This window comes from uncultured Marinobacter sp. (assembly GCF_913055835.1).
Classification (GTDB): Bacteria; Pseudomonadota; Gammaproteobacteria; order Pseudomonadales; family Oleiphilaceae; genus Marinobacter.
On record NZ_CAJXKQ010000033.1, the window covers coordinates 1 to 16,787 of the forward strand.

The following is a 16,787-nucleotide window of genomic DNA, read 5'->3' on the forward strand; positions in this document are numbered from 1 at the left end:
CTGTAATTCACCCGGTGATTCGGTTTAACGAAAAGGCGAGACCATGAATACAGAAATTATTCTCGGCGTGGTCATGTTCACCGTTATCGTTCTGGCCCTGGTCGCAGTGATTCTTGCGGCCCGGTCCAGGCTGGTAAGCACCGGTGATGTGACCATTGAGATCAACGATGATCCCGAACACACGCTGAAGACCGAAGCCGGCGGCAAGCTGCTCGGTACTCTGGCGAACAGTGGTATTTTCCTGTCCTCTGCCTGTGGTGGCGGCGGTACCTGTGCGCAGTGCAAGTGCAAGGTGCTGGAAGGCGGCGGTGCCATGCTGCCAACGGAAAAGACCCACTTCACCAACCGTGAAGAAAAAGAAGGCTGGCGCCTGTCCTGCCAGGTTCCTGTAAAACAGGATATGAAGGTCGAAGTGCCCGAAGAGTTCTTCGGCGTCAAGAAGTGGGAATGTGAGGTTGTCTCCAACCACAACGTGGCCACCTTCATCAAGGAACTCGTACTCAAGCTGCCTGAAGGCGAGGAAGTGGACTTCCGTGCCGGCGGTTATGTTCAGCTCGAGTGCCCTCCCTACGAAATCGACTTCAAGGATTTCGATATCGAGGAGGAGTTCCACGAGGATTGGGACAAGCACAATATCTGGCGCTACAAAGCCATTAACAAGGAGGAGACCATCCGGGCCTATTCCATGGCTAACTATCCGGAAGAGAAGGGTGTTCTCAAGTTCAACATCCGTATCGCCACGCCGCCTCCGGGCACCGATCACCCGCCGGGTATCATGTCCAGCTACGTGTTCAACCTGAAGCCGGGTGACAAGGTTACCGTTATGGGGCCGTTCGGTGAGTTCTTCGCCAAGAAGACTGACGCTGAAATGGTGTTCATCGGTGGTGGTGCCGGTATGGCGCCCATGCGTTCCCACATCTTCGATCAGCTCAAGCGCCTGAATTCCAAGCGGAAGATCAGCTTCTGGTACGGTGCTCGAAGCGTTCGGGAAATGTTCTATGTGGAAGATTTCGACGGGCTGCAGGAAGAGAACGACAACTTCGAGTGGCACGTGGCGCTCTCCGACGCATTGCCCGAGGATAACTGGGAAGGGCCTACTGGCTTCATCCATAATGTGTTGTACGAGAACTATCTGAAGGACCATCCGGCTCCGGAAGACTGTGAGTACTACATGTGTGGGCCCCCAATCATGAACGCTTCCTGCATCAAGATGCTCAAGGACCTTGGTGTTGAGGATGAAAACATCATGCTGGATGACTTCGGAGGCTAAGCAGTCCTGATGACATCCCGCATGGTACGACCCGCCAGGGTGGCCCTGGCCAGTGCTTTTACGGCGCTGGTCTTTGCCGCGCTGGCGGGTTGTTCGTTTGAGCCAGAAGAAAAAATCTGGGAAATCTCCGGCCCTGTTTTCGGCACCAGTTACCACATTAATGTCGTATTGACCGAGGATCAGGAGAGGCTTGAAACTCTGGCCAGTGGCATTGACGAGGTGCTTGAAGACGTAGACGCATCAATGTCGACCTGGCGTGACGATTCCGAGCTGTCCCGTTTCAACCAGCGAACCGATCAATCTGGATGGGTCCCCGTTTCAGCAGGGCTGTTCGAGGTTCTTCAAAAAGCCAATGAGATTTCCCGGCTGACCGATGGCGCCTTCGATGTAACGATTGGCCCGGTAGTGAATCTATGGGGATTCGGGCCCCAGGCGCGGCCGGAAAAGACGCCGTCTGAAGAATCGCTTTCGACGGTTCTGGCGGCCACTGGTTTCGAGAAGCTGGAACTTCAGGCAGATCCGCCTGCCGTACGTGCAACACCACCGCAATATGTGGACCTGTCGGCCATTGCCAAGGGCTATGGTGTGGATGCGGTAGCCCGCTTTCTGGAAAGTGAAGGGGTAGAGGCGTATCTGGTGGAAATCGGCGGAGAAGTGCGGGTCAATGGCAGGAAGCCGGATGGCAGCACCTGGCGCCTGGCCATCGAACAGCCGGTATCCGAGAGGCGCGAGGTAAATCGGGTGGTGGCGCTGGAATCCCGCGCTATGGCAACATCGGGTGACTATCGTAATTATTACGAATCGGACGGGCGTCGCTATTCCCATACAATAGACCCCGAGACGGGTAAGCCGATAGCCCACAAGCTGGCGTCGGTCACCGTTATTGCAGACGACTGTATGACAGCGGACGCTTTGGCGACCGGCTTTAATGTGATGGGCTACGAGCGGGCCAATGAGCTCGCGGTGAGGGAAAATATCCCGGCCTATTTTATTGTCAGGACGGAACAGGGCTTCGAGACGCACCAGACGCCCGCTTTTTCGTCCTACGTGACTCAATGAGGGGAGGGCAACATGGGTACCTTTCTTTTGGTTCTGCTTATTGTAGTGCTGCTGGTTGCAGCCATGTCCATTGGCGTAATTCTGGGCCGCAAGCCCATCAGTGGAACCTGCGGTGGTATTGGCGCTCTTGGTATCAGCCAGTCCTGTGACATCTGCGGCGGCAATACCCAGAAGTGCGAAGAGGAAAATGAGCGGTTGGCTAACGAGGGTAAGGAGCCCGAAGCTCTGGCCTACGACGCCAGCAAGCAATGATCTGTTTCTGACAATTACAATCATCTTTTCACGACGTAGATAAGGAGTCACTGCGCGCATGGCAGAACATCATTACGACGTCGTCGTTATCGGCGCCGGTCCGTCCGGCGAAGGCGCGGCGATGAATGCGACGAAACACGGCAAACGTGTCGCGATCATCGAGGATAAGCCTACCGTCGGCGGGAACTGCACTCACTGGGGCACCATCCCCTCCAAAGCGCTGCGCCACTCCGTCAAACAGATCATTACTTTCAACACCAACCAGATGTTTCGGGATATCGGAGAGCCTCGCTGGTTCTCCTTCCCCCGTGTGCTCCAGAACGCGCAGAAGGTCATCGGCAAGCAGGTCAAGCTCAGGACCCAGTTCTATTCCCGCAACCGGGTCGATCTGATCAACGGCCGGGCTTTTTTCGTAGACCAGAACCGCATTGAAGTTCGTGGCAGCAAGTCGTCGGAAACCCTGCACTTCAAGCAGGCGATCATCGCCACCGGTTCCAGGCCCTATCTGCCGCCCGACGTGGATTTCCGTCACCACCGGATCTACAACTCGGACACCATTCTGAACCTCTCCCATACTCCCAGAACCCTGATTATCTATGGCGCCGGGGTTATCGGTTCAGAATATGCCTCGATTTTTGCCGGGTTGGGCGTGAAGGTGGACCTGATCAATCCGGGTAGCCGCTTGTTGTCGTTTCTGGATGACGAAATTTCCGACGCCCTGAGTTACCACCTGCGCAATAACGGTGTTCTGGTGCGCCACAACGAGCAGTATGAATCCGTTGTGGGGGATGACCACGGTGTGGTGCTATCGCTGCAGTCCGGCAAGAAGATCCGTGCAGATGCATTCCTGTGGTGTAATGGACGCAGTGGTAACACCGAGAAGCTGGGTCTGGAAAATATTGGCCTGGTGCCCAACGGCCGGGGCCAACTGGCCGTTGACGAGCATTACCGGACCGAGGTGGAAAACATCTACGCTGCGGGCGACGTGATCGGCTGGCCGAGTCTGGCAAGCGCCGCCTATGACCAGGGCCGTTCGGCATCGTCAGATATTGTGGACGATGAGTACTTCCGGTTTGTGTCAGATGTGCCGACGGGCATCTACACCATTCCGGAAATCAGTTCCGTCGGAAAAACCGAGCGGGAACTGACCGAAGCGAAGGTGCCCTACGAGGTTGGACAGGCGTTCTTCAAGGACCTGGCTCGAGCTCAGATCACCGGGGAAGCGGTCGGCATGCTGAAAATCCTGTTCCATCGGGAGACCCGTGAGATTCTGGGTATACACTGTTTCGGTGACCAGGCGGCGGAAATCGTCCACATCGGCCAGGCGATCATGAATCAGGAAGGAGAGGCCAACTCTCTGAACTACTTCATCAATACCACGTTCAACTACCCGACCATGGCGGAAGCCTACCGGGTTGCCGCATTGAACGGCCTGAACCGGATTTTCTGAGGGTTGACTCAAGACGGGGTCCGATGAAGGCTTTCATCTGACCCCAGGCTCATCGTCGCGGGTTTATCCCGCGGTCAGCGCTCCGCTGCTCGAAGACACGCCTTCGTGACTCTGTGGCAGCGATAGGGCGTACCTTGCCCTGTTATCGAAAAAGATCCGGGTGCTGGTGGGGAAGTCCGTGATGATGCTGTCCACGCCCATCTCCTCCAGTAGCAGCATGTCGTGGATCCGGTTCACGGTCCACGTAGATACATGCATTCCCCGCCGATGGGCCTGTTCAACCAGCGTTTTCGAGCATAGCTTCCAGTTGATGCACAGGTACTCGCAACCAAGTCTTCCAGCAACACTGAGTGGGCGCGGGAACTTGCGTTCTGCCACCAGGCCAATACGGATATTCGTGTTCCTCCTCCGGATCTGTTTCAGGAACCAGGTATCCGAAGAGGTTATCGCCACCGTCTGGTACAGGTTGCGACGCTGTATCACCTCGGTCAGGCGGTTGCTCAGGATGTTCAGCCGCTGGCGCGTATCCTTCTTCACTTCCAGTTGCAGATGTTCGAGATCGTCGAACTGATCGAGAAGGTCTTCCAGTGCCGGAATGCCGGTTGGTGTGGGCCAGGAGCTGGTGTTGCGCCGTGCGTCCATGGCGGCCAGCTCAGCTGCGGTATACTGGCTGACACTGCCTTTCTGGCTGGTGGTCCGGTCGACTGAAAGGTCATGAACCAGAACCGGCTTGCCATCCTTTGAAAGCACCAGATCCAGCTCGAAATGCCGTATGCCATGCCGATAAGCATGAACAAACCCGGGGAGGGTGTTTTCCGGGGCCTCTCCCTTTGCGCCCCTGTGTCCGTAGACAATCATTCCGCTGTGTCATCCTTTAGCCGCTGATAAATGGCCTGACGCTTTTTCCAGGTGTCGTGGCACAGGCGAATGTCTTCCAGATACGCCGGCAATTCGTGCATGAGCAAGGCCTGGGGACCATCCACAAGCGCTTTTTCCGGTTTGGGATGGAAATCCACCAGCACCATATTGGCACCAGCAATCACGCCCTGGGCCGTTGCGTGCATGACATCGAGAATGCCGTCCGGAGACTGTTCTCGGCTGCCAACCGAGTGGGACGGGTCCACGCATACCGGCATACGGGTGAGGCGTTTGACCGCCGGCACATGGGCGAAATCCACCATGTTCCGGTGGGGTTGGCCGGCCTCGGTTTTCATGCCCCTGAGGCAGAAAATCACGTTGGCGTTGCCTTCGCTGGCCAGGTACTCGGCGGCGTTCAGGGACTCATTCAGGGTAATCCCGAATCCTCGCTTGAGCAGCACCGGGTAGGTGCTCTGGCGGCCAATGGCCTTCAATAGCTCGAAGTTCTGGGTGTTACGGGTGCCCACTTGCAGCATCACGCCGGTGGGACGGCCGAGCTTTTCCAGGCAGGTGTCGATTTCCTCGATGTGGCTCTCATGGGTGATTTCCATGGCAATCACCTTGATGCCGTGTTTGCCAGCCTTCTCGAACACCCAGGGCAGGCAGCCCTTGCCGTGGCCCTGGAACGAATAAGGGTTGGTACGCGGCTTGTAAGCCCCCATTCGGGTGCAGACTTCGCCATTGTCCTCGAGGGCCTGCATCATCAACTCGACATGCTCGGGCACATCAACGGCGCACAGGCCGGCAAATATGTTCAGATTGGACTGATTGAACTCCACACCGTTGTAGGTGAAGCCGCTTTGCCGGCGATCATCCCGGTGGCGGCCGAGAATGCGGTAGTCGTCCGAAATGCGAATAGCCCGCTCAACCGCAGGCAGGGCCTCGATTTCTTCCTTGTTCAGGGGCTTGGTGTCACCAAGAAGATAGATTTCGGTCAGCCTCTGGGTTGCACCCTGGACCTCATGAACCCGAACCGTGACATTCGGAAGGTTCTCGAGGTAATGCATGGTCTGCCGGTATTCTTCGCTGTCCAGAGCGGTATTCGGATGAAGAATCGCTAACATGCTGTCTCCTTTTAAGAACCGGCGTCTTGCGCCCGGTGCCGCGCCTGCATGAACTCCCGGTGATTAAGATGCAGCAGGTCTGCCATGCGGCGAATAAGATGTTCCTCGTACTTGTCGATGCGCCCGTCCGCAAAGGCCACCCGCCAGATACTCTCAAGCAGGGCCTGCTTACCCTCCTGGTCGAGGTGCTCGTTTATCTGGCCGGTGAATTCATAGAGCGACGTGGCATCGTCGGCGTGGTCCAGGGCATCCTGCAGAATCTCTTCGGCTTCGGCACGGGTTACCTGGTGCGCTTCCACCGCGCCATCGACAATGGCCTGCAGCTCGCGCTCGTCCTCGTGCTGGTCGATCCGCGAAACCTGAACCATCAAAGCGGTTGCAGCCACGGCCAGTTGGTGAGAATCCGGCTTCTCGCTCTCAGCTTCCGGTGCCGCAAACAGTTTTTTCAGGCTCTCGATCATGATCCGACTGTCCTAATCCTGTGTTTGGTTCGAGGCGATGGTTCAGGCAGCTTTGGCCAGTTGTCGGACCCGGTTTTCCAGCTCTATCTGGTCGGCCGTGAACCGGCGAATGCCATCGGCCAGCTTCTCGGTTGCCATGGCGTCTTCATTGGATTCCCAGCGGAACAGCTTCTCGTCGATGGTGCCAAACTGATCCGGTGAGCGGGCAGTGTCGGCGACCAATCGACGCGGCAGATCGCCCTGGTCGTCCTGCAACTCCTGAAGGAGGGCCGGGCTGATGGTCAGGCGGTCGCAGCCTGCCAGCATTTCTATTTCGCCGGTATTGCGGAAGCTGGCCCCCATCACCACTGTGTTAAATCCGTTGGCCTTGTAGTAATTGTAGATGCGGGAGACTGAGAGCACCCCCGGATCTTCTGCCGCCGGGAAGCTGTCCCGGCCGGTGCTGGCCAGGTGCCAGTCCAGAATCCGGCCAACAAAGGGTGAAATCAGGAACGCACCGGCCTGGGCGCAGGCGGCGGCCTGGATGAAGGAAAACAGCAGCGTGAGGTTGCAGCGAATGCCTTCCTTCTCCAGTTGCTCGGCAGCCCGGATACCTTCCCAGGTGGAAGCAATCTTGATCAGCACGCGGCTGGTGTCGACGCCTTGTTTGTCATACAACTCCACCAGGCGACGTGCGCGTTCCAGGGTACCTGCTGTGTCGAAGGACAGGCGGGCATCAACCTCGGTGGAAACCACACCCGGAATCAGGTTCAGGATTTCCCGGCCGGCAAGCACGGCCAACATATCGGTGGCCATGGTCAGCTGCTCGGCGTCTGAGCCGCCATGCCGCCGCGCCTCTGCCACAGCTTTGTCCAGCATGGGTCGATACGCGTCCGAGGCGGCCGCCTTGAGTAGCAGGGACGGATTGGTGGTGGCATCTTCCGGCCGCCACTTTGCGATAGCTTCAATATCGCCGGTATCCGCCACCACCGTGGTCATGGTTTTCAGTTGGTCGAGCTTGCTGGTCATTCGTCCTGTCGTCCCGGTTGATCTGTTATTGGTGCGCCCGAATCCCGGGCACTGGCTATACGCCTACAATAACGGGCTGCTCTGACAGGAACAAGACAACAAAAGGTATGGTGGCAATTGCCCGCGATTAAGCTTCCGCAATCTCCGGCACAGCCGGTTCACGAACCTTTTCCAGGGCTGTCTCGATAACTTCCAGGCCAGCGCCGGATTTATGGGCATTCTCGCTGATGTAGCGACGGAACTGCCGACCGCCAGGCTGGCCGTGGAACAGGCCCAGCAGGTGTCGGGACATGTGAGTGAGGAATACGCCCCGCTCAAGCTCGCTCCGGATAAACGGAAGCATGGCCCGAAGCGCCTGATGCCGTGTTTCCACCGGCGCAGCCTGCCCGAAAAACTCCGGATCAACCCCCGCCAGCAGCCAGGGGTTGTGGTACGCCTCCCGGCCCAGCATAACGCCGTCAGTATGTACCAGATGCTCATGACACTCCTCGAAGGTCTTGATGCCGCCGTTGATAATGATTTCCAGGTGCGGGTATTTCGCTTTCAGCCGGTAGACCCAGTCGTATTTAAGCGGAGGGACTTCCCGGTTCTCCTTGGGGCTCAGGCCTTCAAGAATCGCGATTCGGGCGTGCGCGATAAAGGTCCGGCAGCCTGCTTCGGATACTTTTTCCACGAATTCGCAGAGATCGTCCCAGGACTCCCGCCCATCAATACCGATTCGATGCTTCACGGTGACTGGCAGGTCGGTAGCCTCAATCATGGCGCGCACGCCCTCTGCCACCTTGTCCGGGTGGCCCATCAGGCAGGCGCCAATCATGTTGTTCTGAACCCGATCGCTGGGGCAACCTACGTTCAGGTTAACCTCATCAAACTCGTATTGCTGGGCCAGCCTGGCGCAGTGGGCAAGCTCACCGGCATCGCTACCGCCGAGTTGAAGGGCAAGCGGGTATTCGGCCTCATCGTGGCGCAGGAACCGTGCCGTGTCGCCATGGATCAGTGCTCCGGTGGTGACCATTTCAGTGTAGAGTAGGGTGTGCCGGCTAAGCTGGCGCGCCAGGTAGCGGTAATGGCTGGTGGTCCAATCCATCATCGGGGCCACGCAGAAGCGGCGGGAGAGGCCCGATTCGGTCATTGCGGTGGCTTGTGATGGTATTGCTGGCATTACGGTTACCTGATCAACTGAATGGCGTGTGCGGCTAATCGTTACGTTGCCGAATGAGCGCTAGTTTAACAGGGTTGGCCAGCAGATTTCCGTAGGGCTTTGGCGAAATGGCTAACCCATATCCTCGAGCAGTGATCTGCACACCGGAAATTGGGAATGATCAAAGGAACCCGGGTGCAGTAGGAAGTTGCCAGTAGTGAGTTGTACAACAAAATAGAATGAGTCTCCCCTTGATCCGCCTAGCATTCGTTCGAGAATGCTCACGTCTCGGCGAACGAGGGTGCCGGTGAACTCAACAGCCGATTCAGACAGCATACGGTTATCGTTCGGGATATCGACGTCGAAAATCGAGCCCTTGAAACCATGGCGCAATGCGAGAATCGTATCCATGCCGTCGCTCCGCGGGCCAGCGACCACGAGGAACAGTTCGCCGCTGCCGGTGAGATCAAGAAGTTCACTCGCTGTAAGGGTTTGTGCCTTCGTGCAATCCGGATAAATTTCCAGGTGTGGATTCAACCAGCCAGCGGAGCCGGTGGCTGAAAACGCCAGTAAGATTGCCAGGAAGGTTGAAAGTGCAGCGGCCTTTATGGGCCATGTATAGTTCATAACGCGTTCCTTGCGTTGGAGTGTTTAAACAAAGGGTGTGATCAACGCAATTTACAGATAACGTTGATCGGATTCATCTGGCAGTGATCTCGAAAGGAAAAGGAACCTTGACCAAATCCATTTTCATTACCGGTGCAGGTGCCGGAATTGGCCTGGAAACAGCACGTCTGTTCGCCTCAAAAGGTTGGTTTGTCGGTGCAGCAGACCGGGATCAAAAAGCGCTCGAGAGTCTGCAGGCAGAACTGGGTGAGAGAGTATGCTCCACTCATGTCGTCGATGTAACTGATGAAAAGACTGTCGCCGGGGCCCTGTCAGAGTTCGCTGAACTAAACGGAGGAGCCATTGATGCGCTGCACAATAACGCCGGTATTTTGAAAGTAGGTCCCTTTGAAAGCCTTGGTATTCAGGATCATCGCGCGATCGTTGAAATCAATGTGATTGGCCTGATGAATGTTCTGCACGCTGCCTTTCCTTACCTCAAGGCTGCCTCCGGGGCGGTGGTTGTTAACATGAGTTCTGCCTCAGCGGCGTATGGCACACCGGATTTCGCCTCCTATTCCGCCAGCAAGCACGCGGTTCGGGCCATGACAGAGGCCCTGGATATCGAATGGGAAGTGCATGGCATTCGCGTCTGCGACCTGATGCCGCCTTTTGTGAATACGGGTATGGTTCAGGCCAATGCCGGAGCGTCGCGTTTGTTCGATAGCCTGGGGGTTAACCTGGCGCCGTCTGAGGTTGCCGCTGAGGTCTGGAAGCAGGTGTGCTCCCCGCAACTTCACAGGCCAGTTTCCAATCAGTTCAAAATCCTCTGGCCGATTGCCCGTTCGTCGCCCGCGGCAGTGACTCGTGCCGTTATGAAAAAACTGCGCCGGAGTTGATGACTATGCCCCTGATGGTGCAGGCCCTGTTGCCCGTGTTTGTCCTGATCATGCTCGGGCATGTATTCCGGCGTATTGATTTCCCCGGCGGCGATTTCTGGCCCCAGGCAGAGCGGTTTACCTACTACGTGCTGTTCCCGGCGATGCTGGTTTTCAAGCTGGGGCAGGCGCGGTTGCCGGCCTCCGCCTATGGCGATATTGCCTTGCTGATCGGTGCCATGTTGATTGCGATGACGCTGGTTCTGGTAGTGGCGCAGTGGTTCTGGCGCTGGTCCGGTCCGGTTTTCTCTTCGGTTTACCAGGGGGCTATCCGGTTCAACTCCTATGTGGGGCTGGCCGCGGGCGGCATGCTACTGGGGGATGAGGGGCTCTCGCTGACGGCGATTGCGGTGGCCATCATGGTGCCGTTGCTGAACCTGCTGTGCATCCTGATGTTTTCGCTGGTGGCCACGGAAGGGCCGGTGAGGTTGGTGCCAGTGTTCAAGGCAATTGTCACCAATCCGCTGATTGTTGGCTCGGTGATCGGGGTGGTCTGGAGTTTCTTCGAGATCGGATTCCATCCGCTGATCGGCGGTATTCTCGAGCCGCTCAGTAATCTGGCGTTGCCGATGGGGTTGATGACGGTCGGCGCCGGGCTTCAACTGAAAGCCCTGCGAGGCGCCTCCCTGCCGTTTATTGTTTCATCCGCCTTGAAGCTGGTCGGGTTTCCGATGATGACGGCGGGACTGGCATTGTTGCTGGGTCTTGAGGGAATGATGGTGCAGGTGGCGGTTCTGTTGGCGGCGCTTCCCACGGCCACTTCGGCCTACATTCTGGCCCGACAGCTTGGTGGTGATGCCCCTCTTATGGCGGGCATCATCAGCGGCCAGACCTTGCTGGCCATCGTCACCATTCCGTTAATGCTCAGTATTCTCTGGTAGGCACTTGAGCACTGCGTCGACAATGCTGTGCTGGAAGTTGTTGTAGCCCTCGGCCGTTGATTCGATATCGGTGGCAAGGGGGTCCCAGGTGCTGAAGGTGACGTCCAGATTCTCGGTGATCGAGCGCCACCACTGCCGGTTGAACTGCGGTTCGGTCAGCAGGCAAGGGTGGGTGGCGTTGCGCAGTTTTTCCTGAACCTCTGCGATATGGCGCGCCCCAGGCGACAGCTCCGGGTTCAATGTCAGAACGCCCTCGAGTTTCAGATCATAGTGTTCGGCAAACCGGGTGAAGGCTTCGTGATAGGCAAACAGGCTGATGTCGTGCGCCGGCGCAAGGCGTTCGCGAATGCTGGCATCGGTTTCCCGGACGCTGTCTTTGAACTGCTCGAAATTCCTGTTCAATGCGGCCGTGTCAACGCCGTCCAGTGCTGAAAGGGCATCGCGGATCGTCTCGGCCATTTCAAGGGCCAGCTCCGGGTCCAGCCAGATGTGCGGGTCCTCTCCCTCACCGTGATCGTGGCCGTGACCTTCGACGTGATGATCCTCCTCTTTTTCCTCCTCTGCCTCATGAACATGCCCGTGGTGCCCGTCCTGAGCGTGGTCGCCATGGCTGTCTTCTCCCGATCCGTTCTCGGCATCCATCAGAGCGACAGTCCGGCTGCTGAATTCCTGCCCGGTCAGAAGGCGATTGAGGAAGGTTTCCATATCGGGTCCCACCCAGAAAATCACGTCGGCGTTCTCCAGTGCCCGACGCTGGGATGGCTTCATGGTGTAGTTGTGGGGGCTGGAGCCGGGTGGGACGAGGCTGGTTGTCTGCATGTCTTCCGTGGCGATCGCACTGACAATCAGCTCCACCGGCTTGATGGAAGTAACGATACGGGTCTCGGCCTGCAGGGCGCCGCTGATTAAGAAGGTGCTGGCACCGACTGCCAGAGAAAATGCTTTTCCAGTAATGCTCATGATAAAGAAGATCCTGCGATGCAATGATGTAATGTTATAATATAACAAATCGGTGTGGAGTCGGCAAAAGAAACTTTCTACGGGGATATTCTGGTGCGTTCGTTAACTGCATGATCATGCGAAACCGGGCGATGGCCGGTATAATGCCCGTTTTCCCTAACGGCCACCGATTTTTCAGGAAGGTTTCATGACTGTACGTACCCGAATTGCTCCGTCACCAACCGGTGACCCTCACGTTGGTACCGCCTACGTGGCCCTGTTTAACCTGTGTTTTGCCCGTCAGCACGGCGGCCAGTTCATCCTGCGTATTGAAGACACCGACCAGGCCCGCAGCACTGCGGAATCCGAGCAGGACATTCTCAAGGCGTTGCGCTGGCTCGGTCTGAACTGGGATGAAGGCCCCGACGTGGGTGGTCCTCACGGCCCCTATCGCCAGTCCGAGCGCAAGCACTCCTACCGTCAGTACGCTGAAGACCTGGTAACGGCCGGGCATGCGTTTTACTGCTTCCGTACACCGGAAGAGCTGGAAGCCATCCGCGAAGAACGCAAGGCCCAGGGCCTGAATCCGGGCATCAAGGGCGATCTGGAGTTGCCCGAGGATGAAGTGAAGCGCCGCCTCGAAGCAGGTGAGCCATACGTGATTCGCATGAAGGTGCCCGATGAAGGCATCTGCGAAATCGACGACATGCTTCGCGGCACCATCGAAATCGACTGGGCCCAGGTGGATTGCCAGATCCTGCTCAAATCCGACGGCATGCCCACCTATCATCTGGCCAACGTGGTTGATGATCATCTGATGGAAATCACCCATGTTTTGCGGGGGGAGGAGTGGATCAACTCGGCGCCCAAGCACAAGCTGCTGTATCAGTACTTTGGCTGGGATATGCCGGTGCTGTGTCACCTTCCGCTGCTTCGCAACCCGGACAAGAGCAAGCTGTCCAAACGCAAGAACCCCACCAGTATCAATTTCTATGAGCGCATGGGATTTCTGCCGGAGGCCGTGACCAACTATCTCGGGCGCATGGGCTGGTCCATGCCCGACGAGCGGGAAAAGTTCACCCTGGATGAAATGATCGAGAACTTCGACATCCAGCGTGTGTCTCTCGGTGGCCCGGTCTTTGACGTGGAGAAGCTCCGCTGGCTCAACGGCCAGTGGCTGCGTGAAGAGCTGACTGGAGAGCAGTTCATGGAGCGTATGCGCCAGTGGTGGTTCAATGAGGACGCCCTGCGCGCCCTGGTGCCTCACGTAAAGGGCAGGGCAGAGGTATTCTCGGACGTGGCCCCCATGGCCCAGTTCATGTTCTCCGGCATGCTCAACCTCAAGCCGGAAGACTTTGCCCACAACAAGCTGGAAGAGGCGCAGGTCAAGCGGGTCCTGCAGTTTACGCTCTGGAAGCTTGAAGCCCAGCGTCACTGGAGTAAGGAGACCATCTTCGCGGACATCAAAGCCCTGGCCAAAGCGATGGACCTGAAGATGGGTGATTTCATGTTTTCCATCTTTGTGGCGGTGGCCGGTACGCCGAATTCATGGTCGGTAATGGATTCCATGGCGCTGCTGGGCCCGGACATGACCCGTTCAAGGCTTCGGCATGCCCTGGAAGTGATGGGTGGATTCTCCAAGAAGGAAACCAAGAAGGTGGAAAAGGAATACGCGGCTCTGGGTATTCATTAACCGCTTTGTTGAATTAATAAACGGCTTGAACAGGGATGTTCAGAAAACTGAAAAAAAGTGTGTTTAAGAGGTTGACGCCCATAGGGCGGATCCTTAATATACGCAGCCGTTGAGGGGCCATAGCTCAGCTGGGAGAGCGCAACACTGGCAGTGTTGAGGTCGGCGGTTCGATCCCGCCTGGCTCCACCAATTTCTAGTCCCCTTCGTCTAGTGGCCTAGGACTCCGCCCTTTCACGGCGGCAACAGGGGTTCGAACCCCCTAGGGGACGCCAATACGGCTTGAAGGTTTAGTCCACCGGAAAGCCATCAAAAAAACCGCCTTCGGGCGGTTTTTTTGTGCCTGTAAATTTGGGGTCAGAAGAAAAGTTCTTCTGACCCCGTTTTCATCTGACCCCGCATTCACATCTGACTCCGGATTTATTCAGCGCTCGGCAATGGCACCCTTGCCAACACCTTCATAGGCCTTCACCCGGATGGTGTCTGTCGCAAACTCCACCTTTAACTTGTCGGCCATGTGGGCTGCAATCAGTTCCACGGTGGTGTCCGTATCCAGCATGTACACCCGCTCCTCAGGCAGGGTCAGCGCAAACTCGCCCTGGTTGGCCTCGTATTCGAAAGTGACGTAGCGAACGTCGTCTTCGCCCACATGGCGCCGCACCACATCTTCCTCGGAGCCCACGTAAATATCCCGCCAGAGCTTGGCCCATTGACGTTCCAGGTCGTAATCGCGGTGGCCGTTACGATCGATACGTATCGGTGAGCGATGGCCGTGGGCGATGCGCTGGCAGTTGCCCAGATGTTTTTTCAGTCCGTGCACGTAGTGATAGTAGGCTCCGTCGATCTCCTCTTCCCGGAGGTTGATCTCAACGGAAATCACGTTGGCCGGAAGCACCGCCTTGATTTCCTGTTCCAGCAGCGAGGCAACTGCTGAGGGCACAACCCGGTCGGCAGATAGCCAGACGATAGCTTCGTCCGGCGAGCGGTGAATGATCTGGCTGCCATCGGTGAGTGCCCAGGTAAAGGTGTCTGGCTGTTCCTCGTGCCAGGACAGTCCCTGGTAGCCGCGGGGAATCACCAGGCGATGGTCGACACGCTCATCGATCACCCGCTTGATGGTGCGTTTTACGTTGCTGAAATCGAACACCATGCCCTGTTCGTCCAGCTCCCCGCCAAGCACCACATCCGCAATCCAGCTCTCACCCACCAGTCCCCGGGTCGGGTCCAGATAGGCGAAATCGATAACGGTCAGGTTGTCTACAAACAGATGGTTCATCAAATTTCCAGGCGGGTGCGGTTGATTGATGGCCGAATTCTAGCAAAAATCACTGAATACAGCAGTCTGGCAATGTGCCAGCGCTCCATTTCTTTCTGGGCAGCGGTCATCATCTTAAACTTCGACAAGCGCAACGATCAGCATTTCCCGGTACTGATACTGGCTGCCGGTGCCTCCACCCGTATGGGTCGGCCAAAAGCCCTGTTGTCCCCGGTGTCCGGCAACCCGGCAGACACGGATTCCCGCAACCATACGCTTCTGGATGTAGCCATTGGCCAGGGCCGGATATTGAGTCCGGATGTCCGGGTAGTGTGCGGGGCCTGGTACCCCCTGATCCGGTTTCGTTGCCGACGTCAGCCATCGCTGTGGCTACGGGCACCGGATTGGCAGGAAGGAATGTCGGCGTCGCTGGCTGCGGGACTCGGAAGCCTGGGGCCGGCTGCTAAAGGCGTTTTTGTTCTCGTGGCGGACCAGCCCTTGCTGGATCTGAACGCCCTTGAGGCGTTTGGCAAGGCGGCCCGTTGCGTACCGGAGCAGCCCATTGCCGCCGATTACGGTGGCCGGCCCGGCGTACCGGCCTATTTGCCGCGTTGGCTCTGGCCGCTGGTGCTGGATCTGGAGGGGGATAGGGGAGCCGGGCGCCTGCTGGCGGAAGTACGGGCAACCCGGGTAGATATTCCGGGTGTCCACGACGATGTGGACACGCAGGCAGACTGGCAAAGAGTACGGGGGCTACTCAGCCGAACAGGCCCGACAGCCAGGCAATCCCGACGCTGAAGATCCCCAGGCTTACGGCAAGGCCAATGGTGTAGATCCGTGACGCCGCCGAGCGTTGCTGGGCAACAAACAGGTCGATTGTCCGCTGGGCGATGTCTTCCGCCGTTTCCCGGGAAATCTCGTGGGCCTGCTGAATGGCCTCGGATTGCAGGGTTTGCCAGAACTCCGTGTCAATGGTCTGAACACTGGTAATGTGATCTTTCAGTTCGGCCATGTGGTCGCTGGTAAAGCCGGAATTCTTTTTCAGTTCCTTCTTGAGCACTGCCAGCTCGCTACCGAGGTTGAGATTGACCTCGGCGGCGACCTCGTCGCGCAGGTTTCTGGTCCGCTCCTCGACCATGTCGGTCACTGCGTTCAGGCGTTCCTCTATAGCTGCGTCCTGTTTGCTGCGGGATTCGTCCAGGGCCCGCTTCAGGTGGTCGAACTGTTCGTCGAACAGGGAGCTGAGCAATTCGTGCAGGCGATTGTTGATGTGGGTTTTGACCGCGGAGCGGGCGATTTGTTCAATGAGCTCGCTGGTCAGGGGAACTACATTGGCCTGTGGGTTACTGCGGCTGGCTGAATCGCCTGTCTTGGGCGAGAGCTCCACCGACGCATCCGCTGGGAAATTGAGCAGTTCGTCCTCGTCGTTGGGGGAGGAGGCAGTTTCGGCGGGCGGTTCTGGCAGGGTTCCGCCCGTGACATCGCTGGCCAACTGATCCAGAACTTCCGTGAGTCCCTCGGTTTGCGGCGGCTTAGTCAGGATGTTGTAAACACCAAAGTTCCTGGCCTCTTCCATGAACGAGGACGATTTCTTGGATGTGCACATGATGATGGGAATGCCGGCGGTCTCGGGATTGCCCTTGATGGCCTTGGTGGCCTCCACGCCATTCATGCCGGGCATCAGGTGATCCATGAAGATGACATCCGGGCGGCCATGGCTGCTGAGGAAATCCAGGGCCTCTTCGGCCGAACCAGCCATGTTGACTTCCATATCGCGACTCTCCAGGAGTTTGCTCAGGGCAAATCGTGCCACCTTGGAGTCATCTACCAGCAGAGCGTTTTTGATCGCCATGTC

General features: G+C 57.4%; 17 protein-coding genes and 2 tRNA genes. 10 read left to right on the top strand and 9 right to left on the bottom strand.

Translation table 11 applies throughout. The features are described 5' to 3' along the window. Window positions 1-43 precede the first annotated feature (43 nt). The 4 genes from nqrF to sthA are packed head-to-tail and all read left to right on the top strand — an operon-like array spanning window position 44 to window position 4,031. Window positions 44-1,270, top strand: a complete 1,227-nt coding sequence (nqrF, locus tag QZ534_RS15345; protein ID WP_296935604.1) for an NADH:ubiquinone reductase (Na(+)-transporting) subunit F — start codon at window positions 44-46, stop codon at window positions 1,268-1,270. A gap of 9 nt (window positions 1,271-1,279) precedes the next feature. Next, window positions 1,280-2,329 (top strand): FAD:protein FMN transferase, encoded by a 1,050-nt coding sequence (locus QZ534_RS15350; protein WP_296935606.1) that lies wholly within the window; start codon window positions 1,280-1,282, stop codon window positions 2,327-2,329. Window positions 2,330-2,341: 12 nt separating this feature from the next. Beyond that, window positions 2,342-2,581, top strand: coding sequence for a (Na+)-NQR maturation NqrM (nqrM, locus tag QZ534_RS15355; RefSeq protein WP_296935608.1), 240 nt, complete (start codon window positions 2,342-2,344; stop codon window positions 2,579-2,581). A 58-nt stretch (window positions 2,582-2,639) separates the two neighbouring features. Then, window positions 2,640-4,031, top strand: coding sequence for a Si-specific NAD(P)(+) transhydrogenase (sthA, locus tag QZ534_RS15360; protein WP_296935609.1), 1,392 nt, complete (start codon window positions 2,640-2,642; stop codon window positions 4,029-4,031). A gap of 63 nt (window positions 4,032-4,094) precedes the next feature. On the opposite strand, the gene QZ534_RS15365 is transcribed toward sthA, so the two are convergent. The 6 genes from QZ534_RS15365 to QZ534_RS15390 all read right to left on the bottom strand — a co-directional run bounded on the left by QZ534_RS15365 (window position 4,095) and on the right by QZ534_RS15390 (window position 9,250). Next, complete coding sequence (locus tag QZ534_RS15365; protein WP_296935610.1) at window positions 4,095-4,889, bottom strand: glycerophosphodiester phosphodiesterase; 795 nt, start codon at window positions 4,887-4,889, stop codon at window positions 4,095-4,097. Then, on the bottom strand, window positions 4,886-6,013 hold the full coding sequence (locus tag QZ534_RS15370) for a 3-deoxy-7-phosphoheptulonate synthase (RefSeq protein ID WP_296935611.1): 1,128 nt from the start codon (window positions 6,011-6,013) through the stop codon (window positions 4,886-4,888). Before QZ534_RS15370 ends, QZ534_RS15365 begins: the two co-directional genes overlap by 4 nt. Before the next feature lie 11 nt (window positions 6,014-6,024). Continuing rightward, entirely contained in the window at window positions 6,025-6,474 is a 450-nt protein-coding gene (locus QZ534_RS15375; RefSeq protein WP_296935613.1) for a TerB family tellurite resistance protein, read from the bottom strand. Window positions 6,475-6,516: 42 nt separating this feature from the next. Beyond that, on the bottom strand, window positions 6,517-7,482 hold the full coding sequence (gene tal / locus QZ534_RS15380; RefSeq protein WP_296935615.1) for a transaldolase: 966 nt from the start codon (window positions 7,480-7,482) through the stop codon (window positions 6,517-6,519). A gap of 127 nt (window positions 7,483-7,609) precedes the next feature. Further along, entirely contained in the window at window positions 7,610-8,644 is a 1,035-nt protein-coding gene (gene dusA / locus QZ534_RS15385; protein ID WP_296935617.1) for a tRNA dihydrouridine(20/20a) synthase DusA, read from the bottom strand. Window positions 8,645-8,755: 111 nt separating this feature from the next. Beyond that, window positions 8,756-9,250 carry a hypothetical protein gene (locus tag QZ534_RS15390; protein ID WP_296935619.1) on the bottom strand — a complete coding sequence of 165 codons (495 nt, stop codon included), beginning with the start codon at window positions 9,248-9,250 and terminating at the stop codon, window positions 8,756-8,758. A gap of 107 nt (window positions 9,251-9,357) precedes the next feature. On the opposite strand from QZ534_RS15390, the gene QZ534_RS15395 reads away from it, so the two are divergent. Then, a complete protein-coding gene (locus QZ534_RS15395) occupies window positions 9,358-10,128 on the top strand; it encodes an SDR family oxidoreductase (RefSeq protein WP_296935621.1) in 771 nt (256 codons plus the stop codon). 5 nt (window positions 10,129-10,133) lie between these two features. Further along, complete coding sequence (locus QZ534_RS15400; protein ID WP_296935622.1) at window positions 10,134-11,048, top strand: AEC family transporter; 915 nt, start codon at window positions 10,134-10,136, stop codon at window positions 11,046-11,048. Here QZ534_RS15400 and QZ534_RS15405 read toward each other — a convergent pair. Next, entirely contained in the window at window positions 11,025-12,008 is a 984-nt protein-coding gene (locus tag QZ534_RS15405) for a zinc ABC transporter substrate-binding protein (protein ID WP_296935624.1), read from the bottom strand. The two genes, QZ534_RS15400 and QZ534_RS15405, sit on opposite strands and share 24 nt — an antisense overlap. 187 nt (window positions 12,009-12,195) lie before the next feature. On the opposite strand from QZ534_RS15405, the gene gltX reads away from it, so the two are divergent. The 3 genes from gltX (at window position 12,196) to QZ534_RS15420 (ending at window position 13,952) form a co-directional block, all read left to right on the top strand. After that, window positions 12,196-13,680 carry a glutamate--tRNA ligase gene (gene gltX, locus QZ534_RS15410; RefSeq protein ID WP_296935626.1) on the top strand — a complete coding sequence of 495 codons (1,485 nt, stop codon included), beginning with the start codon at window positions 12,196-12,198 and terminating at the stop codon, window positions 13,678-13,680. Between the two features lie 113 nt (window positions 13,681-13,793). After that, a tRNA-Ala gene (locus QZ534_RS15415) sits at window positions 13,794-13,869 on the top strand. A 7-nt stretch (window positions 13,870-13,876) separates the two neighbouring features. Further along, a tRNA-Glu gene (locus tag QZ534_RS15420) sits at window positions 13,877-13,952 on the top strand. A 149-nt stretch (window positions 13,953-14,101) separates the two neighbouring features. Here QZ534_RS15420 and QZ534_RS15425 read toward each other — a convergent pair. Continuing rightward, on the bottom strand, window positions 14,102-14,953 hold the full coding sequence (locus QZ534_RS15425) for a 6-carboxytetrahydropterin synthase (protein WP_296935628.1): 852 nt from the start codon (window positions 14,951-14,953) through the stop codon (window positions 14,102-14,104). A 72-nt stretch (window positions 14,954-15,025) separates the two neighbouring features. Here QZ534_RS15425 and QZ534_RS15430 point away from each other — a divergent pair, with 72 nt between their 5' ends. Then, window positions 15,026-15,730, top strand: coding sequence for a nucleotidyltransferase family protein (locus tag QZ534_RS15430; RefSeq protein ID WP_296935630.1), 705 nt, complete (start codon window positions 15,026-15,028; stop codon window positions 15,728-15,730). Here QZ534_RS15430 and QZ534_RS15435 read toward each other — a convergent pair. Continuing rightward, entirely contained in the window at window positions 15,690-16,784 is a 1,095-nt protein-coding gene (locus tag QZ534_RS15435; protein WP_296935632.1) for a response regulator, read from the bottom strand. The two genes, QZ534_RS15430 and QZ534_RS15435, sit on opposite strands and share 41 nt — an antisense overlap. Window positions 16,785-16,787: the final 3 nt, after the last annotated feature.